Origin of the sequence: Streptomyces sp. NBC_00328 (assembly GCF_036139655.1) — a bacterium.
GTDB lineage: Bacteria > Actinomycetota > Actinomycetes > Streptomycetales > Streptomycetaceae > Streptomyces.
This window is the reverse complement of the sequence record NZ_CP108013.1, coordinates 4,516,189-4,540,532: the sequence shown is the minus strand read 5'-3', so window position 1 is coordinate 4,540,532 and position 24,344 is coordinate 4,516,189. Positions and strand designations below refer to the sequence as shown.

18 protein-coding genes are annotated in these 24,344 nt (G+C 71.1%); 10 read left to right on the top strand and 8 right to left on the bottom strand.

Going from position 1 to position 24,344, the window contains the following annotated elements; translation table 11 throughout:
• Positions 1-3: 3 nt before the first annotated feature.
• Together OG485_RS19800 and OG485_RS19795 are read right to left on the bottom strand one after the other, a co-directional pair.
• Positions 4-252: a DUF397 domain-containing protein gene (locus tag OG485_RS19800; protein WP_328669659.1), complete on the bottom strand. Its 249-nt coding sequence runs from the start codon at positions 250-252 to the stop codon at positions 4-6.
• Between the two features lie 11 nt (positions 253-263).
• Entirely contained in the window at positions 264-1,115 is an 852-nt protein-coding gene (locus OG485_RS19795; RefSeq protein ID WP_328674566.1) for a helix-turn-helix domain-containing protein, read from the bottom strand.
• Between the two features lie 211 nt (positions 1,116-1,326).
• On the opposite strand from OG485_RS19795, the gene OG485_RS19790 reads away from it, so the two are divergent.
• The 4 genes from OG485_RS19790 (at position 1,327) to OG485_RS19775 (ending at position 3,743) form a co-directional block, all read left to right on the top strand.
• Positions 1,327-1,767 carry an ATP-binding protein gene (locus OG485_RS19790; protein ID WP_328669658.1) on the top strand — a complete coding sequence of 147 codons (441 nt, stop codon included), beginning with the start codon at positions 1,327-1,329 and terminating at the stop codon, positions 1,765-1,767.
• Between the two features lie 101 nt (positions 1,768-1,868).
• Positions 1,869-2,144 carry a hypothetical protein gene (locus OG485_RS19785; protein ID WP_328669657.1) on the top strand — a complete coding sequence of 92 codons (276 nt, stop codon included), beginning with the start codon at positions 1,869-1,871 and terminating at the stop codon, positions 2,142-2,144.
• Positions 2,141-2,422 (top strand): hypothetical protein, encoded by a 282-nt coding sequence (locus OG485_RS19780; protein ID WP_328669656.1) that lies wholly within the window; start codon positions 2,141-2,143, stop codon positions 2,420-2,422. The genes OG485_RS19785 and OG485_RS19780 overlap by 4 nt, the downstream gene beginning before the upstream one ends.
• A gap of 487 nt (positions 2,423-2,909) precedes the next feature.
• The gene (locus tag OG485_RS19775; RefSeq protein ID WP_328669655.1) at positions 2,910-3,743 is read left to right on the top strand and encodes a calcium-binding protein; all 834 of its coding nucleotides are present in this window, start codon (positions 2,910-2,912) and stop codon (positions 3,741-3,743) included.
• Between the two features lie 138 nt (positions 3,744-3,881).
• Here OG485_RS19775 and OG485_RS19770 read toward each other — a convergent pair whose 3' ends face one another.
• Positions 3,882-5,396, bottom strand: coding sequence for a CehA/McbA family metallohydrolase (locus tag OG485_RS19770; protein WP_328669654.1), 1,515 nt, complete (start codon positions 5,394-5,396; stop codon positions 3,882-3,884).
• Positions 5,397-5,590: 194 nt separating this feature from the next.
• On the opposite strand from OG485_RS19770, the gene OG485_RS19765 reads away from it, so the two are divergent.
• The 4 genes from OG485_RS19765 to OG485_RS19750 all read left to right on the top strand — a co-directional run bounded on the left by OG485_RS19765 (position 5,591) and on the right by OG485_RS19750 (position 14,530).
• Positions 5,591-8,185 carry a bifunctional FO biosynthesis protein CofGH gene (locus tag OG485_RS19765; protein WP_328669653.1) on the top strand — a complete coding sequence of 865 codons (2,595 nt, stop codon included), beginning with the start codon at positions 5,591-5,593 and terminating at the stop codon, positions 8,183-8,185.
• Positions 8,186-8,560: 375 nt separating this feature from the next.
• Positions 8,561-9,685, top strand: a complete 1,125-nt coding sequence (locus tag OG485_RS19760) for a peptidoglycan recognition protein family protein (protein ID WP_328669652.1) — start codon at positions 8,561-8,563, stop codon at positions 9,683-9,685.
• Positions 9,686-9,869: 184 nt separating this feature from the next.
• A complete protein-coding gene (locus OG485_RS19755; protein WP_328669651.1) occupies positions 9,870-13,187 on the top strand; it encodes a tetratricopeptide repeat protein in 3,318 nt (1,105 codons plus the stop codon).
• 233 nt (positions 13,188-13,420) lie between these two features.
• Positions 13,421-14,530: an ADP-ribosylglycohydrolase family protein gene (locus OG485_RS19750; protein ID WP_328669650.1), complete on the top strand. Its 1,110-nt coding sequence runs from the start codon at positions 13,421-13,423 to the stop codon at positions 14,528-14,530.
• Between the two features lie 36 nt (positions 14,531-14,566).
• On the opposite strand, the gene OG485_RS19745 is transcribed toward OG485_RS19750, so the two are convergent.
• Positions 14,567-16,138 (bottom strand): sodium:solute symporter family protein, encoded by a 1,572-nt coding sequence (locus tag OG485_RS19745; RefSeq protein ID WP_328669649.1) that lies wholly within the window; start codon positions 16,136-16,138, stop codon positions 14,567-14,569.
• 356 nt (positions 16,139-16,494) lie between these two features.
• On the bottom strand, positions 16,495-17,280 hold the full coding sequence (locus tag OG485_RS19740) for an SDR family oxidoreductase (protein WP_328669648.1): 786 nt from the start codon (positions 17,278-17,280) through the stop codon (positions 16,495-16,497).
• 163 nt (positions 17,281-17,443) lie between these two features.
• Between OG485_RS19740 and OG485_RS19735 the strand changes: the two genes are divergently transcribed.
• On the top strand, positions 17,444-18,283 hold the full coding sequence (locus OG485_RS19735) for a hypothetical protein (RefSeq protein ID WP_328669647.1): 840 nt from the start codon (positions 17,444-17,446) through the stop codon (positions 18,281-18,283).
• A 234-nt stretch (positions 18,284-18,517) separates the two neighbouring features.
• On the opposite strand, the gene OG485_RS19730 is transcribed toward OG485_RS19735, so the two are convergent.
• From OG485_RS19730 to OG485_RS19720, 3 genes are all read right to left on the bottom strand, one after another.
• The gene (locus OG485_RS19730; RefSeq protein ID WP_328669646.1) at positions 18,518-18,727 is read right to left on the bottom strand and encodes a DUF397 domain-containing protein; all 210 of its coding nucleotides are present in this window, start codon (positions 18,725-18,727) and stop codon (positions 18,518-18,520) included.
• 282 nt (positions 18,728-19,009) lie between these two features.
• Positions 19,010-19,867: a helix-turn-helix domain-containing protein gene (locus OG485_RS19725; RefSeq protein WP_328669645.1), complete on the bottom strand. Its 858-nt coding sequence runs from the start codon at positions 19,865-19,867 to the stop codon at positions 19,010-19,012.
• Positions 19,868-20,400: 533 nt separating this feature from the next.
• The gene (locus OG485_RS19720; protein ID WP_328669644.1) at positions 20,401-21,156 is read right to left on the bottom strand and encodes a GOLPH3/VPS74 family protein; all 756 of its coding nucleotides are present in this window, start codon (positions 21,154-21,156) and stop codon (positions 20,401-20,403) included.
• A 399-nt stretch (positions 21,157-21,555) separates the two neighbouring features.
• Between OG485_RS19720 and OG485_RS19715 the strand changes: the two genes are divergently transcribed.
• On the top strand, positions 21,556-24,252 hold the full coding sequence (locus OG485_RS19715; RefSeq protein ID WP_328669643.1) for a D-alanyl-D-alanine carboxypeptidase: 2,697 nt from the start codon (positions 21,556-21,558) through the stop codon (positions 24,250-24,252).
• Positions 24,253-24,344 lie beyond the last annotated feature (92 nt).

Here is a 24,344-nt window from a genome sequence, read left to right as displayed (position 1 = left end):
CCTTCAGCAGCGGTTGCTTCTCTTGAGCGCTCGGAGAAGGGCGCCGAAGGCGGCCGGGGTAGTCGAGAGTATGGAGTGGGCGGGGTCGCCGCTTTCGGTCAGGCGGACCGTTTCTGCGGTGGTGGAGACGGCGACGTGGAGACAGGCCTCGCCTTCCTGGCAATGGGACGACTTCTGCCAGGTGGCGGCGATGTGTAGGCAGGCCTCGCCCTGGGCGCAGTAGGACGACTTCTGCCAGGTGGTGGCGGGCATTTCGGGTCCCTTCACAAGTGCTGGGCGATGTCGTGGATGAGGTCCTGTGAGTCCGCATGGCTGAGGGATGCGGACTCCAGGCGGTCGAGAAGCATCCGGTACTGGGCCAGTTGGGCTTCGGAATCGATGAACACCGGCCCATGGGACTGGTCCAGTTGGGCCGTGTCGAGTGCTGGTACGGGGCCGCTCACGAAGTACACCGACTGGCCCGAGCCGGGGTAGGAGCCCGCGTCGAACGGAATGACCCGGATCGACACATGGTCGTGGTCGCTCACCTTGAGCAGATGCTGAAGCTGAGCGCGCGTCACGGCCCGGCCGCCGAACTTCATTCGCAGGGCCGCTTCGTGGATCACCGCTCGGTAGGGGGCGGGGTGGTCCCGGTAGAGCACCGCCTGACGCTTCACTCGGAATGAGACCCGATGCTCGATCTCCGGAGGGGACATCTCCGGGACGGCCTGCCGGCAGATCTCACGTGCGTGGTCGACGGTCTGGAGCAGGCCGGGGATGTGCATGCTGTGTGCGGTGTAGAGACTCGTGCCGTGGTGTTCGATCTCGGCAAGGTCGAGCAGCCTTGACGGCAGGATCTCCCGAAACGTCTCCCACCAGCCTCGCGTCTTGTCCGTCGCCATCTCGACCAAGGCTTCGACGAAAGCCTGATCGGGGCACGAGTACAAGCGGGCCAGGGCTCGGATGCGGTCGGGGCTCACGCCGAACCGCGCCACTTCGACGTTGGAGAGCTGCCCTTGACTCGTCCCGAGGGAACGCGCTGCCTCGGTTGACGTCATGCCCGCGCGCTCGCGCATCTTGCGCAGCTCTGCGGCCAGGCGGATTCGCCGCGCCGTGGGGGCAGGCCGTGCAGTCATGCGAACTCCTCTGGCACGCAAGTTCAGTTGAGTTGTCACTCACACGAGGGAAGTCGGGCGCGATCATCTCGAACTCGCGCAAATTTCATTTGCGGGGGCCCTATCTTCGTAAGCAGGCGCCCCGCCCAGAAGAACCCCGTTCGACGGAGCGGCCAGGTCACTGGGCACCGGAGACGAAGAGTCAACCCCCTCTCGTGATCGGAGACTTCCGATGGCCACCGTATCGCCGCCCTGGGCCTACACCCTCCAACTCCCGCACGATCCCCGTGCCCCCGGTATCGCCCGAGCCACCCTCCGCACCGTCCTCGCCGCCCACGACCTCATCGAACTCGCCCCCACCGCCGAACTCCTGGCCTCCGAACTGCTCACCAACGCCCACCTGCACACCAGCGGTCCGTACGCCCTCCGTGTCCTCTCGACCGAGCCGGACCGGCTGACGGTCGCCGTCTGGGACACCGACCCGAGAGTCCCGCCCGGCTACGGGCAGCCCCATGCTTCCGTGCCCCCGGCGGATGCCGAACACGGCCGCGGCCTGCACCTCGTACGGGCCTGCGCCGACGCGTGGGGTGTGTCCGTGCTGCGTGAGATGGGCGCGTCGAGAGGCGGGAAACTGCTGTGGGCGGAGTGCGGGGGCGGGGCGGCGGCCCGGTGACCGCGCAGGTGTCGCTTTCGCGGCCATGCGTGCGATGTCCGTCCTCCCCGGGCGGCGCCATACTGAGAGGTGCAGCCATGCCCGTTCGTCAGGAGCAGACCATGAGCGCACAGCCTGAGTACGCCGGGGGAACGGCCCCCCTCCCGGAGATCCGGACCGTGGACGATCTGCGCAGGGTGCTCAGCCGCTACGGGTTCCCCGGCGACCGGGAGAGGTTCGAGGACGAGCTGGCAACTGCCATAGGAGCCTCGCCGACCAACGACTTCGAAGGCGCGGCGGCCGTGGTCAGGGCCTACCGTCACAGGGTCCAGATCAGGAATTCCCCGGAGATCATGGCCGCCCTCGAAGACGCGCGTGCGGGAGGCAGTGGTACATGAACGAAATCCCGCTGGAGGAGGCCGAGCCCGCCAAGAAGGCGCTCACCGGCCTCACGGAGGGGGAGCGGGAGGCCGTCCGGGACGCACTGGCGGCCATCGGACGGGACCCGGCGGTCGGCCGCGAGATTCCTGGCTGGCGCCCTCCCTCCGTGGAGTACACGTACACCACACCGCTGGCCCGGGACTCGGCCGAAGCGATCACCGTCGTCTACACGCACACTCCCGGGCTGGGAGTGACCGTCGTGTACTACTTCCGAGATCCTCTGATGGTGGACTGACCAGCACGAATGTCACTCACGGCCGTCGGCTCCGCCAGGCAGTTTCGTCTGGATCACCGGGACGTCGATCCGGGCATGTCGCTGACTGACACTCGGCGGCCGCAGGCAGACCCGCACGCACCGACAGGACCGCGCTGTGGGCGCGGCGAGAGGCGGAAAGCTGCTGTGGGCGGAGTGCGGGGCGGGGCGGGCGCCCGGTGAACCGAAGAGAAGGCGGCATGCCGGTGTCCGGCCGGTAAATGGCAGGGGAATCAAGGTCGCCTGCGTGAACTGAGTGGAATTCCGCTACAACCCCTGCCCGGGGTGCGGTGTCCAAACGCGTGAACCAGAAATAACAGCAGCCCCGCACGTAGGTGCGGGCGCACGACTTGATCACCGATCACCGATCACCGATCGCTGACCGCCGTGACGACGGTGACGGCGAATTCACCGGCGCTTTTCTTCGTCGGGCCTGATCATCACTGATTCCGCGAAGGGTTACTTCCGCATGCGCACGTTAAGGACAATTTCCGCCACCGCCTCTCTCGCCCTCGCCCTCGGCGGAGGCCTGTTCTCGGTGTCCACCGCCCAGGCGGCCACGGCGAGCTCGGCCTCCATCAGCCTCGCCCCCTACCACGTGCTCCGGTACAAGGCCGCCGCCGGGCAGACCAACAACCTGAGAGTCACCGCGAAGAGAGTCGACGTCGGCTCCTTGGACTACTACGAACTCCACGTCACCTTCCGCGACAGGTACGACATCACCATCTCCACGGACGGGTGCCGCTATCCGTCGGCGGCCGACCACAAGGTCGTCGAGTGCACGGTGGTGGTCGGTACGGGCGGCACCCACGACTCGGACTACGAGGCCTACCTCGGTGACGGCAACGACACCGCGACGGTCGCCGACGCGGAGGCCACGATCGACGGCGGCACGGGCAACGACGTCATCAAGGGCGATTCCGGCGCCGCGTTGTACGGGGGCGACGGCAACGACCACCTCGACGGCGGCAACGGCTTCTACGGCGACGGCGCGGACGGCGGCGCGGGCAACGACACGCTCACCAACTGCGAGTTCAAGTGCCAAGGCGGGCCCGGCAACGACAGCCTCACCGGCACTTCCACCGGGCACCAGAACGACTTGTACGGTGACGACGGCAACGACGTCATCCACGCCGGCGCCGGTGCCGACTTCGTCTACGGCGGCAGGGGCAACGACAAGCTGTACGGCGACAGCGGCAACGACACGATCTACGGCAACACCGGGAACGACCTGCTGCACGGCGGCACGGGCACGGACAAGCTCTCCGGCGGCGCCGGCACCGACAAGGTCTACCAGAACTAGAAACAAGAGCCAGGGCCAGGACCAGGGTCAGGGCCAGAACTGGAGCCGGCCCCAGATCAACGAGAACTCAGGGCCCCCAGGGGCGGGCGTGAGGGAGCACGGTCTCCCTCACGCTCTCTCCCTCACGCTCCCCTTGGGCTACGACCCCAGGAAGACCGGGTTCGTGAACGCCGCCAGCGCCCCCGGCACCGGCCCCGCCGCCGTCTCGTGGCGCAGCTCCGCGCGGACGTATGCCGCGTAGGACGCCGTCGTACGCCACTCCACCGTGCCGGATCCCGCGACCGGCAGCGGGTCGCTGGTGAACAGCGTGCCCTGGTCGGTGACGAAGCGGACCGTGCAGCGCGGGGCGCCGGTGACCTCCAGGCGGACGGTGACCGGGGTGTCCGGAGCGACCCTCAACCGCTCCCCGATGCCCGCGTGTTCGCCCTTCGCGCCGGACGCGGTGAAGGCGAGGGAGACCAGCTTGGACTCGGCGACATAGGAGCGGCCCGCGCGGATGCCCTCCTGGATGGCCTCGCGGGTCAGGTCGTCGGCGAGGACGACCGTCTGCGGGCTGCCGACCGGGTCGGGGGAGCGGTGCGCGTCGCTGTTGCCCATCGCCGGGAGCCAGTCGTGTCCCCCGCGCACGGAGGCGACCAGCATGCTGTCCCAGTCGGCGAGGGCGACCTCGTCGTCGGGGGTGTACGGGCCGTTCCACACCTCGACCGCGTCCGCCTCGCCGAAGCCGAACTTCCAGCCGCAGCCGACACAGGTGGCGTGCGGGTGCGCGGGCACCACGAGCCCGCCGGCCCCGCGGATCCGGCGCGCGAACCGGCCGAACCGGTTGTCACGGGCCCGGTAGCGCCAGTCGACGAAGGTCCCGGGCTCCGTGCCGAGCGCCAGCACGTGCCCGTTTCGGGTGGTGACCTCCTCGCCCAGCATGATCAGCAGATCGTCGCCCGCCTGGTCCGCCCAGTGCGGATGCGCGGCGTGCGTGTTGTGGTCCGAGGAATTGATGAAGTCCAGGCCCGCCGCCCGCGCCAGCGCCGCGATCTCCGCGGGGGTGCGCCGGCCGTCCGAGTACCAGGAGTGCAGATGGCAGTCGCCCCGGTACCAGGCACGGCCGCGGCCCTTGGCACGCGAGGGCGGGTACACCGGTTCCGGAGCCGGAGCGGGCTTCCCGTACGTGAGGGTGATCGTGACCTCGTACGCCAGTCCCTGCGGCGCCACCGTGTACGGGCCGAGCGCGATGTGCCAGGTGCCGGGGCGGACCGGCCCGGGGATGTAGCCGGGGGTCGCGTCGTCCGAGCGGATGAAGAACTCCGTGCGCGCGCCGCCCGACCAGCCCCGGAAACCCCGGCCGCCCAGCTCCGTGCCGTGCTCGTCGAAGATGCCGATGTCGAGGGCGTTGCCCGCCGTGCCGGCCGGGACGGACGGCCTCTCATAGGTGTAGGAGACCTTGATCTCCGCGACCCCGGCCGGTACTTCGACCGGGAGATACACGAAGTCGGGGGAGCCGGTGGGGAGGGTGCCGCGCACCGTCCGGGTCTCCTGGTCGTCCGCCGCTTCCGCGTGCGCGCCGCTGGGGAAGGTCACGCTTCCCAACGTAAGCGCGGCCGCCGCTCCCGTCACGAACAGCGCGCGTCTGCCGATGCCGTGGTCGTCCTCGCACATACTGCTGCTCCCCTGGGGCCGGGTGTGACAGTGACATGAGTGATGCGAAGTGCCACGGACCACTGTGCGAGCGGGCGGTGAACGCGGGTGCACACCGGGGGAATCGACGTCTTGCGGGGAGACCGACAGATGACGCGCGCCCCGAATCGGGCACGCCCGCCGATACCTGATCACCTCGACCGTATGCTCGAAGGATGACGACCTCCGCTACGGGCACGACTCCCGGATCCGGGCCGACGGCGAACTCCATGCGACGAGCGCTCAGGCGCGCCCGGGACGGCGTCGCGCTCGACGTGACCGAGGCCGCGGTGCTGCTCCAGGCGCGCGGCACGGACCTGGACGACCTGGCCGCCTCCGCCGCGCGGGTCCGGGACGCCGGCCTGGAGGCGGTCGGCCGGCCCGGTGTCATCACGTACTCCAAGAGCGTCTTCATCCCGCTGACCCGGCTGTGCCGGGACAAGTGCCACTACTGCACCTTCGTCACCGTCCCCGGCAAGCTGCGCCGGGCCGGCCACGGGATGTTCATGTCCCCGGACGAGGTCCTCGACATCGCCCGCCGGGGCGCCGGACTCGGCTGCAAGGAAGCGCTGATCACCCTCGGCGACAAGCCCGAGGACCGCTGGCCCGAGGCCCGCGAATGGCTGGACGCGCACGGCTACGACGACACGATCGCCTACGTACGGGCCATCTCGATCCGCATCCTGGAGGAGACGGGCCTGCTGCCGCACCTCAACCCGGGTGTGATGTCGTGGACCGACTTCCAGCGGCTCAAGCCCGTCGCGCCGTCGATGGGCATGATGCTGGAGACCACCGCGACCCGGCTGTGGTCCGAGCCCGGCGGCCCGCACCACGGCTCCCCGGACAAGGAGCCCGCCGTCCGGCTGCGGGTCCTGGAGGACGCGGGCCGCTCCTCCGTCCCCTTCACCAGCGGGCTGCTGATCGGCATCGGCGAGACCTACGAGGAGCGCGCCGACTCCCTGTTCGCGCTGCGCCGCGTCTCCCGGTCCCACCACGGCATCCAGGAACTGATCATCCAGAACTTCCGCGCCAAGCCGGACACCGCGATGCGCGGCATGCCGGACGCGGAGCTGGACGAGCTGATCGCCACCGTCGCCGTCGCCCGGCACATCATGGGCCCGGCCGCCTGCCTCCAGGCCCCGCCCAACCTGGTCGACAGCGAGTACGGGCGGCTCATCGGCGCCGGGATCGACGACTGGGGCGGGGTCTCGCCGCTGACCATCGACCACGTCAACCCGGAGCGCCCCTGGCCGCAGATCGAGCTGCTGCGCGAGCGGTCGGCCGACGCGGGCTTCGAACTCCGCGAACGGCTTTGTGTCTACCCGGAGTTCGTGCAGCGCGGCGAGCCCTGGCTGGACCCCCGCCTGCTGCCCCACGTACGGGCCCTGGCGGACCCTGAGACGGGCCTAGCGCTTCCGGACGCGGTCGTGGAGGGCCACCCGTGGCAGGAGCCCGAGGAGGCCTTCACGTCCTCGGGGCGCACCGATCTGCACCACACCATCGACACCGAGGGCCGCACCGGTGACCGCCGCGACGACTTCGACACCGTGTACGGCGACTGGGAGGCGCTGCGGGAGGCCGCGGCCCCCGGTATGGTGCCGTCCCGCATCGACACCGACGTACGCGCCGCGCTCGCGACCGCGGCCGACGACCCGACGAAGCTGACCGACGACGAGGCCCTCGCGCTGCTGCACGCCGACGGCCCGGCGCTGGACGCCCTGTGCCGGATCGCCGACGACGTGCGCAGGGCGGCGGTCGGCGACGACGTCACGTACATCGTCACCCGCAACATCAACTTCACCAACGTCTGCTACACCGGCTGCCGCTTCTGCGCCTTCGCCCAGCGCCGCACGGACGCCGACGCCTACACGCTCTCCCTGGACCAGGTCGCGGACCGTGCCGCCCAGGCCTGGGACCTCGGCGCGGTCGAGGTGTGCATGCAGGGCGGCATCCACCCGGACCTGCCCGGCACCGCCTACTTCGACATCGCGAAGGCCGTCAAGGAACGCGTCCCCGGCATGCACGTCCACGCCTTCTCCCCGATGGAGGTGGTGAACGGCGCCACCCGCACCGGCCTGTCCATCCGCGAATGGCTGACGGCGGCCAAGGAAGCGGGCCTGGACACCATCCCCGGCACGGCCGCGGAGATCCTGGACGACGAGGTCCGCTGGGTCCTGACGAAGGGCAAACTGCCCGCGGCGACCTGGATCGAAGTGGTCACCACGGCCCACGAACTCGGCATCCGCTCGTCCTCCACCATGATGTACGGCCATGTCGACCAGCCCCGGCACTGGCTCGGCCACTTCCGCACGCTCTCCCGTATCCAGCAGCAGACGGGCGGCTTCACGGAGTTCGTGACCCTCCCCTTCATCCACACCAACGCCCCCGTCTACCTGGCCGGCATCGCCCGCCCCGGCCCGACGACCCGTGACAACCGCGCGGTCATGGCGATGGCCCGCCTCCTGCTGCACCCGCACATCCCCAACATCCAGACCAGCTGGGTCAAACTGGGCACCGAGGGTGCGGCCGAGATGCTCCGATCCGGCGCCAACGACCTGGGCGGCACCCTGATGGAGGAGACCATCTCCCGTATGGCGGGCTCCAGTTACGGCTCCTACAAGTCGGTCAAGGAACTGGTCGCGGTGGCCGAGGCGGCGGGCCGCCCCGCCAGGCCCCGCACCACCCTCTACGGCGAGGTCCCCCAGGAACGGCAGCGCGCGGCGGCGGCCTCGGACGGCCATCTGCCGGACCTGCTGCCGGTGCTCGACTGAGGGAAGAGGATCAGGATCGGCCGAGACCCGACTGTCCGAAGGGGCCCGTCGGGCGCTCGGTCTGCCGTCGGGTGGGGCGACGTGCCGGCACCACGCGTGGGCCTACATCGCGGCTGACGGGATGTCATACCAGCGTGCGGGGAGCCGCCTTGTGTGTTCTGACGGGCAACTCCCCATGACTGAACGGCTTTTGGGCAGCGAGATGCGCCCCCGGTCGAGTGATGCGTACCGCTGCCTCGTATAAAGAGTCAGTAAAGAGTCAGTTCTGGGGGAGGCCGCTTCCTGTCTGCCCTCTGCGGCCCGCCCGGCGTGCGGTCCGTAGGTGGAGGTGGGCGGCAAGTTCCCCTCGCTCTACGCCACTTGAAAGGATCCATTGTGCGCAAGAAGCTTTTGAACCGTCGTGCCGTCCTCATGGCGGCCGGTGCCGCGGCCGGCGTCGCGACCGGCCTGGTAGCCGTTCCGGCGATCGGTGCGACAACCCCCGCCACGACGACTTCGGGTGCGCGTACGGTCCGTGTGCCGCGTACGCGTGCGAAGTCCGTCACCGGTGCCGCCGCGCGGACCGTACAGGCCGAATTCCCCGTGGAGCACGTCGGTGTCAGCTGGACCGGGCCCAGGCGGGGCGCGAGCATCCGGCTGATAGGCCAGGACGGCAGCCGTGGCGCGTGGACGGCGCTGCAGCCGGTCTGCGGGGCCGGTGCCGACGGGGATGCCGGGGACCCGGCGAAGAGCGTGAGCGCGCTGGTGCCGGCCGGCGGGGCCGCCGGGTACGAGCTGCGGCTGCCGGACGGTGCGACCGACGTACGTTCCACCGCCCTCGACACGGTCAACGGGCCGTCCGCGAAGGTCGCCACGGCCGCCGCGACTGTGGGGCGGATCGCGGACGTCGAGTACATCACCCGAGCCGGGTGGGGCGCCGACGAGTCCCTCCGCTTCAAGGCGGACGGTACCGAGAACTCGCCGCAGGCCTACTATCCGGCCCAGGTGATGACCGTGCACCACACGGCGGGCGTCAACGGCGACCCCGACCCGGCGGCCACCATCCGGTCGTACTACTACCTCCACGCGATCACCAACGACTGGGGCGACATCGGCTACCACTACCTGATCGACGAGGCCGGCCTCGTCTACGAGGGCCGTTACTCGGGCACGGACGGCATCCCCGCCCATGACGCCGACGGGAAGATGGTGACCGCCTTCCACACCTCCGGCAACAACTCGGGCAACCTCGGCATCGCCCTGCTCTGCAACTCGAACGAACAGCCCCCGACGGCCGCGGCCCGCCAGTCGCTCGTCCGGCTGCTGGGTGCGCTGTCCACGTACCACGGCTTCGACCCCGAGGCCGCCGTCACCTTCGTCAACCCGGTCAACGGCGTCAGCAAGAACGTCCAGATGATCAACGGCCACCGTGACTGGCTCTCCACCGAGTGCCCTGGCACCACGCTGTACGGCGACCTTCCCGCCCTGCGCACGGACGCCGCGGCGGAGCTGTCCCGCTGAATCACCGGCATCGCTTCGGCGTTGACGGGGCCCCGCCCTCTCGGCGCCCCGCCGGAACCCCGGGTTCCGGCGGGGCGTCCGTGCATCGGCCGCCCTCACCGCCGTTCGCCCGGAGGTGGGTTGGGCCACACTGGGGATGCCGGTTCGGGCGGGCCGGTGGTGTGGTGGAGGAGGGAAGAGGCGCATGGTGCGGGGGCAGCCGTCGATGCAGGAGCTGATCGAGGGGCGGAGGCGCCACGGGTTCGTCGGGCGCGGGGCCGAACGGGCCACGTTCCGCGCCAACTTCGACCTGCCTCCCGAGGACGAGCGGCACCGGTTCCTGTTCCACGTGCACGGCAACGCGGGCGTCGGCAAGACGTTCCTGGTCCGCGAGATGGAACAACTGGCGCGTGAGCGCGGCGCGCTGACGGCCTACGTCGACGAGAGCGTCGGCAGCCTGCCCGAGGCCATGGCGGCGCTGAGCCGCCGGTTCGCCGCGCAGGGGCACCGGTTCAAGGAACTGGACCGCCTGCTGGCCGCGTACCACGAGCGGCGGCACGAGGCGGAGGCCGCCCTCCTCGCCCCGCACGAGCCCGAGCGGCCCGGCCCCTCGGCGGGCAGCCTGACGGTGGCACGGGTCGGACTGGTGGGGCTGGGCATGGTGCCCGGGGTCGGCGCCTTCGCCGGAGTCCTGGATCCCGCCCAACTGGCCCAGGGTGCAGACCGATTGAGGGCGGGACTCGGGGCGCGCCTGCGCAACGAGGAGGACGAGCGGCTGGTCCTGTCACCGCACGCCGTGCTCACCCCGGTCCTCGTCAGGGAGCTCTCCGAGGCGGCGTCGGCCGCACCGTGGATCGTCCTGTTCTTCGACACCTACGAGCGGACGGGACCGTTCCTCGACGCCTGGCTCCACGCGGTGATGGCGACCCGGGAGCACGGCCTGCTGCCCGCCACCGTCGTCGTGGTGACCGCGGGGCAGCGCCCCTTCGACACCTCCCGCTGGGGCGGCTTCACCGACTTCGTCACCGACCTGCCCCTCGGCCCCTTCACGGAGACCGAGACGCGCGGCCTCCTCGCGGACAAGGGGGTCGTGGCGGAGCCCGTGGTCGAGGAGGTGCTGCGCCTGACGGGCGGACTGCCCCTGCTGGTCTCGACGCTGGCCGAGCAGCGCCCCGCCGACCCCGACGACATCGGCGACCCCTCGGCCACCGCCGTCGAACGCTTCCTGAAGTGGGAACCGGACCCGGTCCGCCGGGCGGTGGCCCTGGCCTGCGCCCTTCCCCGGAGCCTCGACCTGGATGTGTTCCGGGCCGCCGTGGAGTGCCCCGACGACGACGCCGACGCGTTGTTCGGCTGGCTGCGCGGACTGCCGTTCGTGGACGGCCGCGGCGACCGGGTCCGGTACCACGGCCTGGTCCGCGAGCCGATGCTCCGGCTGCAGCGGCGCCATTCCCCACGCGGCTGGACCGAGCGCCACGAGAGGCTCGCGGAGGTCTTCGGCCACTGGAGCGACGAGGCGGGGACCGGACTGTTCGATCCCGACGAGCTGTGGAAACACGAGCCGTGGCGACGGCTGCGGCTGGAGGCGTCGTACCACCGGCTGTGCGCCCGGCCGCGCGCGGCGCTGGGTGACGCGCTGAGCGACGTGGTCGAGGCCTGCGGGACCGGTCAGGTGGCCGGACGCAACTGGGCCAGGATGATCGAGGAGGCCGGAGACGCGGCGGGCGACCCGGCCCTGCGCGACCTGGGCCGGGGACTGGCCGAGGCACTGGCGGACGACGAGGACGGGGTGGCCGCGGCGATGGACCTGCTGCTGGCCCGCTCCGCGCTGCACGGCGCCGGCCGCGCACTGGCCCACGGGGTGCGGGCCAGGGAACTGCGCAACGCCGGGGAGTACGAGCGGGCCCTGGCCGAGTACGAGCGGGCCGTCGAGATCGATCCGGACGAGGCGCGGGTGCACTACGGCCGTGGCTTCACCCACCAGTTGCGGGGCGACTTCACCGCGGCGCTGGCCGCCTTCGACCGCGCGGACGAACTGCGGCCGGGCACGGGGTGGATCATCGCGGAGCGGGCGGAGACACACCGCCTGGCGGGCCGCTTCGAGGAGGCGGTGGCCGACTTCGACCGGGCCGTCGCCCTCGACCCGACGGACGCCGACTCACTGGCTTCCCGAGCGGTGTGCCGGCATGCCCTCGATCAGTGCGAGGCGGCGCGCGCCGACTTCGACCGTGCGCTGGGCATGGACGGGACCCACCTCTGGGCGCTCGTCCGCAGGGCGCGGCTGCACCGTGACATGGACGCATGGGACAAGGCGTTCGCCGATCTGGACCGGGCCGCCCGCCTGGAGCCGGACTCCGCCTGGGTCGCGTCGGAACGGGGTGACACCTACCGGCTCGCCGGCCGTTTCGAGGAGGCCGTCGCCGAACTCGGCCGGGCCGTCGGCCTCAGGGCCGACTACGCCTCGCCCCTGGCGGGCCGCGGAGTGTCGCACCACGAGCTGGGCGACAGCGCGCGGGCCCTGGCCGATCTCGACCGCGCCGTCGCGCTGGAGCCGGACTACTCCTGGGCCCTGGTGATGCGGGCCCGGGTGAGGTGGGGTCTTGAGGACCTGTCCGGCGCGAACGAGGATCTGCGGCGCGCGCTCGCGGCGAGTCCGGACGCCGACTGGATCGAGGTCGAACTGGGCAACGCACTCCGGATCGAGGAGAGGCACCAGGAGGCGATCACCGTTTTCCGGCACGTCCTCGACCGGGACCCCGGCAACACCTCGGCGCTCGGCTGCCTGGGAGCGACCTACCGTGACCTGAAGGACTACGAGAAGGCGCTGACCTGCCTCGACCGGGCCCTGGCCGACGGCCCGGACTACGCGTTCGCCTACGAGAAGCGGGCCCAGGTGTTCCTGGCGACCGGACGGACCGAGCGGGCCCTCGCCGACTGGGAACGGCTGATCGCCCTGGGCTCGGACGGGGACAAGGCGCGCTGCAGGATCGTGGAGACGCTGATCCACTGCGGCCGGCGGGACGAGGCGATGGCCCGGCTGTCCGAGGCGGGCCCTGAGCCGGGTCCGGACGACCCGCTCGACCTCGACTACGTGCGCGTCGAGGTCCTCCGGCACACCGGGGAGTGGGCGCGGGCCCGGCACCTCGCGGAACGGCTCCGTGCCGAGGAACCGGTGCCGGGCACGTTCCAGCTGGCGATGACCGAGGCGCGGTCCCGGGGCAGGACGGCCGCGGAACCCTGGTGGCGTGAGCTGGAACGGCTCCTGGACACGGACGCCCCGGACGAGCTGACCCGCCGGTCGGGCCGGTGCATCATCGGCTGGGCTCTCGGGGACTGGGCCGACGCCGACCGGGGGCTGGCCGAGGTCCTGGCCATGGAACCCGAATGGGACGATCTGGCCGAGCTCGCGGACATCCTCAGCGAGCTCCTCGCCGGCCCCGGTGCCGATCCCTCCCGTCTCACCCCGCGCCTCACGGCGGTCACCGCGGCCCGCGACGCGGTCCGGGCGCGCTACACGGACTGACGGCGCGGCCCGAAGCCCGCGCCTTCTCCCGCCGACCAACCGGACCCGATCGGCTTTCTCCTGAAGACCGGCCGGACCGATCGGCTTTCTCTCGAGGGCCGACCGGACCCGATCATTCGGGGACGCCGGAAGCACATCCCCTTTCTGGATCCGGGGCCTCAGCCGACCGTTCCCGTTCGATTACAGTGCTGCCCTGTCGGACGTGCGTACGGACAGTGCCTCAGGAGGTCTCGGTGGGTGCGACAGCCGTCTGGGGCCGCGGGGAGCAGCAGGACTTCCGGAGCCGGGTCCGCGGGACGCTTCTGGGCACGGCCGTCGGCGACGCGCTGGGCGCCCCGGTCGACGGGCTCTCGCTGGAGAGGATCCGGGAGACCCACGGCGCGGAGGGCCTCGTCGGGCCGGCCCCCGCGTACGGGCGGCGCGGCGCCGTCACCCACCTCACCCAGCTCGCCCTGTTCGGCGTCGACGGGCTCATCCGCGCCCAGGTGCGCCGCGACACCGGTGCCTGGCATCCGCCCTCCGACGTGCACCGCGCCTACCGCCGCTGGGCGGCCACCCAGAGCGACTGGGGGCCCGACGAACGCCGCAAGGACGACGGCTGGCTGGCCCGCGAGGAGTGGCTCTACGCCCGCCGCGACCCCGCCACGGCCTGTCTGCTCGGCCTCGCCGACGACATCATGGGGACGCTGGACGCGCCCAAGAACCCCGGCGAGCGGGGTCCCGGGGCCGCCGCCCGTTCCGCGCCCTTCGGGCTGCTCGTCGGCTGGGAGCCGCAGCTCGTGATGCAGCTCGCCGTCGAGTGCGCCGCCCAGACGCACGGCCACCCCTCGGCGTACCTGACGGCGGGCGCGTACGCCGTGATCGTGCACGCGCTCGCCCGCGGCGAGAACCCCGACGCGGCCGTGCAGCAGGCCCTCGCGCTGCTCGCGGCCCGGCCCGGGCACCAGCCGGTCGCCGCCGCGCTCCAGCACGCCCTGGGCGCCGTACGGCAGGGCATGCCCTCACCCGAGCGGGTCCAGGAGCTCGCCGTGAGCGGCATCGCCGAGGGGCCGCTGGCCGCCGCGGTGTACTGCGTGCTCGTCGGTGAGGACGTCCGGCACGGTCTGTGCCTCTCGGTGAACCACGGCGGGCCCTCCGCCGTCACCGGCGCCCTCGCGGGAGGTCTGCTGGGCGCCCTGCACGGCGAGACGGCCCTCCCGCCGGCCTGGCTGGCCGAACTGGAGGGCCGTCCCACGGTGCTGGTCCTCGCGGACGACTTCGCGATGGAGATGACCCAGGGGCCCGCGCTGCACGGGCCCGCCGGATCGTCCCCGGGCTGGCTCGCCCGCTACCCCCGCGCCTGAACCGGGAACGCGACGGGCCCGGTTCCGGTCGGGGCGCTAGTCCTTCACGGGCGTGCCCACCACCCCGTCCGGCGCACCCGCCGGTGCCGGGACCGCCGCGGCGGCCGATCCGCCGTCGTCCGTGTTGATGATCTCGATGAGGGCGTCCCGCTCCGGGGTGTCCTCGGGCTTCAGGAAGCCGATGAGGATGTACAGGACGAGCGAGATCGCCATCGGCACGGAGACCTGGTACTCCAGCTTCACGTCCGTGCGCTGGGAGAAGTCCAGGTTGTAGTTGACGAAGAAGAAGGCGAGCAGACCGCAGGCCCAGCTGGTCAGCGCCGCCGTCGGGCCGGACTTACGGAACGGCCGCAGCAGACCCAGGATGAACGGGATCGCGATCGGTCCCATGAGCCCCGCCACCCACTTGATGACGACCGTGATGATGTCCTTGAACGTGGGGGAGTTGACCTGGGTGGCCACCGCCATGGAGAAGCCGAGGAAGGCGACGGTGGTGACGCGGCCCGCGATGAGCCCGGCACGGGTGTCCCAGGCGCGCGCGGTCTTGGAGAGCACCGGCGCCACGTCCCGGGTGAACACGGCCGCGATGGCGTTCGCGTCCGAGGAGCACATGGCCATGGTGTGCGAGAAGAACCCGACCACGACCAGGCCCAGCAGCCCGTGCGGCAGCAGCTGGTCGGCCATCAGGCCGTACGCGTCCGAGCCGTCCGGCTTCTGCGCCGTGACGAGCAGCGGCGAGAGCCACATGGGGATGAACAGGATGACCGGCCACACGAACCAGAGCCCGGCGGACAGGAACGCGGAGCGCGTGGCCTGCTTGGCGCTGCCCGTGGCCATGTAGCGCTGGGCCTGGTTCCACATGCCGCCGTTGTACTCGAACAGCTTGATGAACAGGTACGCGATGAAGAACACCGTCAGGTACGGGCCCGCGAACCCGTTCGCGTGACCGTGCAGCTTCGGTGAGTCCAGCGCCTTGGAGAGACCGCCCTGGTCGGAGATCTTGTTCAGCGCGATGACCAGCATCGCCAGACCGGCCATCAACTGGATGATGAACTGGCCGAGTTCGGTCAGCGCGTCGGCCCACAGCCCGCCGATCGTGCAGTACACGGCCGTGATGCCGCCGGTGATGACGATGCCCTGGGTGAGCGTGACGCCGGTGAAGACGCTGAGCAGGGTGGCGATGGCCGCCCACTTCGCGCCGACGTCCACGATCTTCAGCAGGATGCCGGACCAGGCCAGCGCCTGCTGCGTCGGCACGTTGTAGCGGTCCTTGAGGTATTCGAGCGGTGAGGCGACGTGCAGCCGTGAGCGCAGCCGGTTGAGCCGGGGCGCGAAGGCCTTGGCGCCGATGGCCACGCCGATGGCGATGGGCAGCGCCCAGGTGACGTACGAGGTGATGCCGTAGGTGTACGCGATGCCGGCGTAGCCGGTGAACATCACCGCGCTGTAGCCCGACATGTGGTGCGAGATGCCGGACAGCCACCACGGCATCTTGCCGCCCGCGGTGAAGAAGTCGCTGACATCGTCCACACGCTTGTGGGACCAGACACCGATCGCGGTCATCACGCCGAAGTACGCGACCAGGACGGCCCAGTCGAGACCGTTCATGTGCCCCCTCCAGGGGTCCGCCTTGTGAACTTGCAGATACCGGACGGCACTTCGCCAGTACGCGTGGTTCCCCCCTGCTCGGGGGAGGGCGGCGCCCCCGTGCGGGAGCGGGGACTTCGGGGATTGAACCGCTGGTCCGACCGGCCGGTCAAGACCTCGCGCGGTCACAGATATGAACACAGATCAGAAAGCAGAACGATTTTGCCTCTACTTTACCCACCGGGCTGTTGTCGTGCTCGTGACGTGGACCACACCATGAGCGGGCACTTCGTCAGACCACAGCAGCAATGACACGTCGGCAGCCGTACGGGATGCGGGTCCCGTGCGCCTGCGAGAGGAGCCGCCTGCCGGATCGACTACCGCATGAGTTCGCCCGCGTTCACGAGCAGGGACTGGCCCGTGATCGCCCGGGCCCGGTCGGACGCCAGGAACACCGCGGCGTCGGCGACGTCCCCGTCCGTGGCCAGCTCGGGCAGGGCCATCCGCTCGGTGAGCCGCTTCAGGACGTCCGCCTCGGGCACCTGCTCGGTGTACGCCGTGAACTGCACGTACGCCTCGACCGGAGGGCCCCACATCCAGCCGGGCAGCACGGTGTTGACCCGTATCCGGTGCGGGCCGAGCTCCCGCGCCAGGGAGTACATCGCGCTCGTCAGCGCGCCCTTCGAGGCCGCGTACGCCGCCTGTCGCACCTGGCTCGGCGCGGCGACCGACGACTGCGTCCCGATGACGACGACGGAGCCGCCGCGCTCCTTCAGCGCGGGGAGGCAGGCGCGGGTCATCCGCAGCGTGCCGAGCAGGTTCACATCGATGACCGACTGCCAGGTCGCGAAGTCGGCGTCCTCCAGGCCGCCGAAGTAGCTGTCCCAGGCGGCGACATGGACCACCGCGTCGATCCGCCCGAAGCGTTCGGCCGCGAGCGCCGCGAGCGCGTCGCACTGCCCCTCGTCGGTGATGTCCGTCGCGCGGAACGCCGTGTGCGTGCCGTCCGGGTCCAGTTCGGCCGCCGCCTTGGCGAGATTCGCCTCCGTGCGCGCCCCGAGGACGGCGTTGCCGCCGTCGCGCACCACGGCCGCCGCGACCTGATGACCGAGCCCGGCTCCGACACCCGACACGACGACCGTCCTGCCCGCGAGCAGTGACATGTGAGGCCTCCCTCGTCTCGTGGCCCGGTCCGCCCGAGGCGCGCCCGTCCGGCGCACCGGCCCCGACGCGACTCTGGCGCATTGTCTGACGGGCCGTCAGAGTATGGGCGTCCGGCGGAGGAAGGAAGTCCCGCGCACGTTCCACCGAGGAAGGGGACCGTCAATGTCTGAGGAGACCCGCAGCGAGACCTACGCGGAGCTGGCCGCCCTCGGCCCGTACGGCGTCCACCCGGGCCACGCCCTGATCACCATGGTCGAACCGCACCCGGGCCACGAGTACGCCTACAACCGCTGGTACGAGGACGATCACTACTACGCGGGCGCGATGGCCATGCCCTGGATGTACGCCGGACGCCGCTGGGTGGCCACCCGTGACCTCCAGCTGCTGCGCTACCCGGAGAAGTCGGCGGTCGCCCAGCCGGTCACCGCCGGCTGCTACATCTCCACGTACTGGGTCACCGACGGCCGCTACGACGACCACATGAAGTGGACCGTCGGCATCAACAGGCGGCTGAACCGCGACGGCCGCGTCTACCAGGACCGCACGCACGTCTTCACGGCCTTCCAGGACCACGAGGCCACCGTCTACCGTGACGGCGCCGCGGGTCCCCGCGACTTCCACGCCCTCGACCACCCCTACGCCGGTCTCGTGGTCGAGGTCGTCGACGCCGAATCCGCCGACCGGCGAGCCGAGTTGCTGGAGTGGCTGCGCTCCCGCCATCTCCCCGGGCGGCTGGCGGGCTCACCCGCCGCCCTCGTCACCGTGTTCCGGCCGACCCCGCTCCCCGGCGACCGCATGACCTACGTCAAGCAGGTCGAGGGCGTGGACACCCGGCTCACCCTGCTGTGGTTCCTCCAGGCGGATCCGCGCGACTGCTGGGAGGCGCACTTCACGGGCCTGGACGAGGCCGTGGCCGAATCGGGCCTGGGGCGTGTGGAGCTGGTGGCCCCCTTCATCCCCACGGTGCCGGGAACCGACACCTACGTGGACCGCCTGCGCTAGAAGGGCGCCCTACGGCGAGTGGGCCCAAGGGGCGCGTCGGTGTCGAGAAGCCGAGCGCGCGGCGGCCCCATGAAGGAGGGGGCGAGCACAGCACGGCTTCTCGACACCGGCTTCAGCGCCCCGGAGACGAACCGAGCCCCCGAAAAAAAGGGGCCGAGCCCCCTCGGCCAGGACGGCGGGCCGGTCGAGAGGGCTCTGTCGGTGGAGCGTATGAAGGTGTCCCGTCCATGTGGGTCAGACGAGGCTGGACGCTCCGCGGCTCACCTCGGTGACGAAGGCGTTCCAGGCAGCCGCGGGAAAGGCGAGCGTGGGGCCGGCGGGAACCTTGGAGTCCCGGACGGCCATCGCCGACAGGACAGGGGATTTGACCTCGACGCAGGCGCCGTTGCCGGTGGAGTAGGAAGACTTGGTCCAGGTGTCGAGGGCGCCCTGCTGAATTGCCATGATCGCTCCAGAAAGCTGTCGTTCGTCGATGAGTTGCCGCCACGAAGCCATTGGCGCAGTGCCACCGGACCGTGGATCCGTCAGGAGCCCCGCGGTCCGGATTGCGCCAACGTTGTTGCTCGATGGCGTGATCGACGCTACTCGCCAACATCGGCTGGCGAAGCGACTATTCACTCGACTGGATGGCATATTCCATGGGGGTCTTCCCCGTTGGGGCGGCGACAGTGTAGGGTCCGGCCGCTCATCGCACGGGGACGCCCGTCGAGGCCGCCCCCGTGCCGATCAGCGCGCGTAATCCTTCGCGATGTCCGCGATGAACTGGCGCGACTGCTCCACGTTCAGGGCCTGGGCCCGCAGGTGCTCGTACATCACGCTGTACTTCTGGACGTCGTTCGCCTTCTCCAGGTACAGGTCGCTGGTCACGCCCTCGATGTAGACGACGCTGGAGTCGGCCGCGTCGGGGAACTCCAGGATCGCGTACTGGCCGTTGAGGCCCGGGTGCGCGCCCATGTCGAAGGGGATCACCTGCACGGTGACGTGCGGAAGCTGGGACTGCTCGACGAGGTATTCGAGCTGCTCGCGCATCAGCGAGCGGTTGCCGACGGCGCGGCGCAGGGCGGACTCGTCGAGGACGGTCCACAGGCGCAGCGGGTTGTCGGGGGCGGAGATTCGTTCCTGCCGCTTCAGCCGCACCTGGACGCGCTTGTCGATGTCGACGGGCGCGGTCTCCGGCAGCGCCCCCGCGATCAGCGCCTCGGCGTACTGCCGGGTCTGCAACAGGCCCGGGACGACCTGGGGGTCGTACACGCGCAGGCTCGCGGCGTCGGTCTCCAGACCGATGTAGACGCTGTACGGGATATCGCCGAAGGAGTGCCACCAGCCCTGCTGACGCGAATCCTTGGCCATCTGCATCAGCGAGTCGACGATCCGGTGGTCCTCGACCTCGTAGACCCCGCACAGATCGCGGACATCGCGCTGGCTGATACTGCGCCGGCCGTTCTCCAGCCGGCTGATCTTCGACTGTGACACCAGCAGGCGCTCGGCGACCTCTTCGGCCGTCATGCCCTTGAGTTCGCGGAGCCGCCGAAGCTCCTGCCCCAGCCGGCGCCGCCGGACGGTGGGATTGACACTTGACGCCACGGGACGTGCACCTCCGGCTGCGGGCCTGTACTTTGCGTATCTGCTGTTGAGCAGATTGCCACCAAGGTGCTTTCTACCGCTGGGAAACGGCGTATATGCGCCTGGTGGGCGCAAGTTCGCAGATTCGCCGTGTATACACGGCCGTACGCCGTCGTCATCACCGCGGTTGTCGTCATCACCGCCGTCACCGCTGTGGCCGCCGTCGCTGTCGGCGCGGACCCCGCGAACTCCCCTGAGACATACGGGAGATCGCCGCCGACGCGTGATCGTGCCCGGCCTGCCGCCCGGGTGCGCCCGGCCCCACGGGGACGGGATGCTCCTCGATGCGGTCGCGCGGGGTGGCCGGGGCCGTGTCGTCGTCCGGACGTACGGTTTCGGCCACCCCGCGCGAGCCTGCGGCTCCCGAACCGGATCATGGGGACTGCGGTGCGGCGCTGGTGTCTTGCGGCGGTGCTGGCTGTACTGGCGGTGCGGGTGCTGCGTGGTGCGGGTACTGCCGACGGCGCGTGACACGGGCCGCGTGGGCCCGCGGCTCAGTGCGCCACGGCGCGCGCCATCGAACCATGGCGCGGTTGCATCGGAACACCGCGTGCGGTCTCCGGTGCGGACCTGACGCCGGCGGTGGCCGGGCGGCCTGCCGGTGCCGGGCTGCGGCGCGGCTGTGCCGCCACACCGCTCTGAACGTCCATCACGGCGTGCGCCACGAGGCCGCCCATGGGGTCGTGCCTGATCAGGTCCCGCAGCCGGGAGCGGGACGAACGTCCCTCGTTCCCCGGATACAGGTGCTTGCCGAGACCGACCGCGTGGGCCAGCGCGGCGAGCGCCGCGGTCCGCGGGTCCGGCGGTACGCCGGTGCGGATCGCGTTGTCCAGCCGGGTTCGGATCTCCCGGCTGATATCCGTGTCCGTCGCTTGGTAGCGAGTCGTCGGAAGCACCCCGCACATCTGGCCGGCCACGGCATGGACCATGCCGCACCTCTCCAGATGCGAGAGGTAGGTCTGGCGGAGCCCCAGGCGGGGTCCGCCGATCCAGTTGACCGCGCGTACGGGTGCCCCGCGCCGCCGAAGGAGTTCCAACGCACAGTCCAGTGTTGGATCTCCGGTCGGCCGTGGCACCACCACGGCGATACGATCCCCGTCTGGGGCTATCCGTCCGGCCAGCGCCAGCTCCACTAGCTGTGCTCCGGCCAGACCGAGGTCGAGCGACTGCGGCTGCGCGGTGGTACCCGTGGTCGGGTCCAACGCCAGCAGCAGAAGCTCCTCCGGAATTGTTCTGCGGCTCTTGCCCATCCATGCCTCCCCGCGTGGATGAATGACAGGGTGACCCCTCTCACATTGGTCTGTCGAGAGCGCGTGACCGGAATATGAGGGAACCGGCAGGTATGTCGTTCTCGTCTACCGCAGGAGTCGAGCCCTCGCACAGGACACTGGTACTTGGTTCGGGCAGCGGTGTCCGGGCGGCGGTTCAAGGGTTTGACGGTTCGTTTTCGGCGCGCGGCGGGCGCGCGCCGCATGGAGGAGGCATCGGTGGCGGGCGAGTCCCCCGACAGGTCGAAGCAGCATGAGTCGTCGGCGTCGTCGGCAGAAGCGACGCCGGTGACCCCGACGTCGGTTCCGAGTCCGGCGCGGTCGGGCGCGCCGGCGTCGACGTCGACCCAGAGCTCGGCTCCGGCCGACCCCCGGATGGCGATGGCCCGCGAGAGGGCCGCCACGGTACGGGTGGATCAGGCGACGGCGGTGTTCTCCACGAAGGCGCTCTCGGCCGAGACGGCCCGCACGGCGGACGCCTCCCGTACGGCGGAGCCGGAGCGTGTCTCCGAGCCCGCGGGCGGCGAGGGCGAGGCCGGGGGCAAGGCCGCCGAGGGTGACACCCGGCTGCGCGCGGCGGTGGCCGCGTGGGTCTCCGGATCGGACGAGCCCGCTCCGGCGGGCACGACCGGGGCCGGGGCCGGCTCCGGGAGCGGCGACGAGCCCGCGGACGACGACAGCCCCGCGGGCGGCGACGGCGCCGTGAACGACGCCGAAGCCGCTGACGCTGACGCCGACGCCGGCGAGAGCGACGCGGACACGGACGGCGCGGACACGGGCCGCACGGAGCCGGCCGACGCTGTCGAGGGTGACGACGCCGACGCCGACACTGACGCCGACGCCGACGCCGACGCCGACGCCGAGGCGGAGCTCGCCGAGGGGCCGGGCGAGCCCGCGGACTCCGCGACGGCCGCAGGCGTGTCCGAGGCGCCCGACGTGGCGTCCGGCACGGACGAGGAGGCCGCCGAACCCGCCGCCGACCTCGGCCCTGACCTCGACATCGATATCGACACCGACAGCGACAAGAAGCCCGAGTCCGGCCAGGAGCAGGAAGCCGCCTCCGACGAGACTTCCGCGGACCAGGCGGACCAGGCGGACCAGGCGGACGACGACGAGCCCGCGTCCGCCTCCAAGGACGAGCCCGGGAGCGGCGGCGACGCCGAACCCGAGGACGAGCCCTCGGACGCGCCCCAGGGCGGGCTCGACGGCGACAGCGACTCCTCCGACGAGCCCTCGGACGCCACCCCGGCCGACGAGCCCTCGGACGCCGCGCCGGACGAGATCTCGGACACGGAGGCCGGAGAGGACTCCGCCCCCGAGCCCCCCGTCGATCAGCCCACCGCCGTCTTCAAGACCCCGCGGCGCCCGGCCGTGGACCAGCCCACCACCATGCTCAAGCTGGGCGGCGCCACCCGGAAGCAGGCCGACGGGAAGCCCGTCGCCGAGCCGACGGACGCCCCCGCCGACAAGCCCGCCGAGCAGCCCACCGACGGGCCCGATGCCAAGCCCGCCGGCGCCCCCGTGCGCACCAGCAAGTTCGTCCCCCTCAACCGGCTGGACGACTTCGCCCCTCCGGCGCGCCCGAAGCCGACCCCCGAGCCCTCCGCGAAGCCGGAGCCCTCCGCGAAGCCCAAACCCTCCGCGAAGCCCGAGTGGCCCGCGAAGCCCGAGCGGACCGCCGCGCCCGCGCCCGCCCCCGCGCCCAAGTTCGCCGACAAGCCCGCGGCGGCCACCGCGGCCATTCCGCAGGTCGGCCCCGAGCGCACCACCCAGCTCCCGCTTCCGCCGAAGCCCCCGCTGGACCTGCTCGCCGAGCTGACGAACACTCCGCCGCCGCCGCAGACCCCGGTCCGCACCCTCGTACGGCGGGTCAAGATCTGGACGCCGCTGGCCCTGCTGCTCGCGGTGATCTTTGCAGTCGCGCAGGCCTTCCGCCCGCTGCCGGCCCCGGCTCTCACGCTCAGCGCCGACAGCACGTACACCTTCGGCGGCGGCGCCCTCGACCTGCCCTGGCCCGGGCAGGGCCAGTCCGCGATCGAGGTGGACGGCGTGGGCAGCCTCGGTACCGACGGCAAGCAGACCCCTGCCCCCACGGCGAGCGTCGCCAAGATCATGACGGCGTACGTGATCCTTCAGGAGCACCCGCTGAAGGGGAACGAGGACGGCGAGAAGATCACCGTCGACCAGCAGGCCGAGGACGAGTCGAAGCTGCCGGACGAGTCGACCGCGGCGCTGTCCAAGGGCCAGCAGTTCAGCGAGCGCCAGATGCTCCAGATGCTGATGATCCCCTCGGGCAACAACGCGGCGCGGCTGCTGGCCCGCTGGGACTCCGACAGCAAGGGCTTCGTCACCAAGATGAACGCCGCGGCCAAGGACCTCGGCATGACGAACACCACGTACACGGACCCGAGCGGTCTGCAGAAGACGACGGTCAGCACGGCCACCGACCAGATCAAGCTGGCCAAGCAGGTCATGAAGAACGACGTGTTCCGCAGCATCGTCGGGATGGCCAAGGCGGACATCCCGGGGCTGCCCGGCACGATCTACAACAACAACGACCTGCTGGTGAAGCAGGTCGGCGTGATCGGCCTGAAGACCGGTTCGTCGACGCCCGCGGGCGGCAACCTGGTGTGGGCCGCGACCAAGGTCGTGGACGGCAAGACGCAGACGATCTACGGCGCCGTCATGAACCAGGACGCCGGCACCGGCAAGGTCTGGGACAGCCTCCAGCTGGCGATCACCAACAGCCAGAAGCTGATCGACAAGGTCCAGAAGAGCCTGGTCACCGCCACGGTGGTGAAGAAGGGCCAGGTCGTCGGCTACGTGGACGACCAGCTCGGCGGCCGTACCCCGGTCGTCGCCACCAAGAACATGACCGCGATCGGCTGGCCCGGCCTGAAGACGAAGCTGAGCATCGGCCAGGGCAAGTCCGCCGTCCCGCACACCGGCGAGGCCGGCAAGGTCGTCGGCGAGCTGAGGGTCGGCGACGGTTCCAGCGAGGCCGTACGGATCCCCGTCGCGCTCAAGTCGGACCTGGCCGAGCCCGGCTTCGGCGCGAAGGTGACCCGGGTCGGCTGAGCGGAAGCGCACACCGATGACGTACGCGCGCACGCGTCGGTGACGTACGGCTGGGAGCGGCACGCGCACCCGCACTCCGTCGGACGGCCCCA

Excerpts from the sequence above, each read along its gene's own strand:
- OG485_RS19765 (WP_328669653.1), top strand. The coding sequence starts at position 5,591 with ATGACGACCTCCGCTACGGGCACGACTCCCGGATCCGGGCCGACGGCG.
- OG485_RS19785 (WP_328669657.1), top strand. The coding sequence starts at position 1,869 with ATGAGCGCACAGCCTGAGTACGCCGGGGGAACGGCCCCCCTCCCGGAG.
- OG485_RS19740 (WP_328669648.1), bottom strand. The coding sequence starts at position 17,280 with ATGTCACTGCTCGCGGGCAGGACGGTCGTCGTGTCGGGTGTCGGAGCC.
- OG485_RS19780 (WP_328669656.1), top strand. The coding sequence starts at position 2,141 with ATGAACGAAATCCCGCTGGAGGAGGCCGAGCCCGCCAAGAAGGCGCTC.
- OG485_RS19800 (WP_328669659.1), bottom strand. The coding sequence starts at position 252 with ATGCCCGCCACCACCTGGCAGAAGTCGTCCTACTGCGCCCAGGGCGAG.
- OG485_RS19720 (WP_328669644.1), bottom strand. The coding sequence starts at position 21,156 with ATGGGCAAGAGCCGCAGAACAATTCCGGAGGAGCTTCTGCTGCTGGCG.
- OG485_RS19795 (WP_328674566.1), bottom strand. The coding sequence starts at position 1,115 with ATGACTGCACGGCCTGCCCCCACGGCGCGGCGAATCCGCCTGGCCGCA.
- OG485_RS19755 (WP_328669651.1), top strand. The coding sequence starts at position 9,870 with ATGGTGCGGGGGCAGCCGTCGATGCAGGAGCTGATCGAGGGGCGGAGG.
- OG485_RS19790 (WP_328669658.1), top strand. The coding sequence starts at position 1,327 with ATGGCCACCGTATCGCCGCCCTGGGCCTACACCCTCCAACTCCCGCAC.
- OG485_RS19770 (WP_328669654.1), bottom strand. The coding sequence starts at position 5,396 with ATGTGCGAGGACGACCACGGCATCGGCAGACGCGCGCTGTTCGTGACG.
- OG485_RS19775 (WP_328669655.1), top strand. The coding sequence starts at position 2,910 with ATGCGCACGTTAAGGACAATTTCCGCCACCGCCTCTCTCGCCCTCGCC.
- OG485_RS19730 (WP_328669646.1), bottom strand. The coding sequence starts at position 18,727 with ATGGCAATTCAGCAGGGCGCCCTCGACACCTGGACCAAGTCTTCCTAC.
- OG485_RS19745 (WP_328669649.1), bottom strand. The coding sequence starts at position 16,138 with ATGAACGGTCTCGACTGGGCCGTCCTGGTCGCGTACTTCGGCGTGATG.
- OG485_RS19715 (WP_328669643.1), top strand. The coding sequence starts at position 21,556 with ATGGCCCGCGAGAGGGCCGCCACGGTACGGGTGGATCAGGCGACGGCG.
- OG485_RS19735 (WP_328669647.1), top strand. The coding sequence starts at position 17,444 with ATGTCTGAGGAGACCCGCAGCGAGACCTACGCGGAGCTGGCCGCCCTC.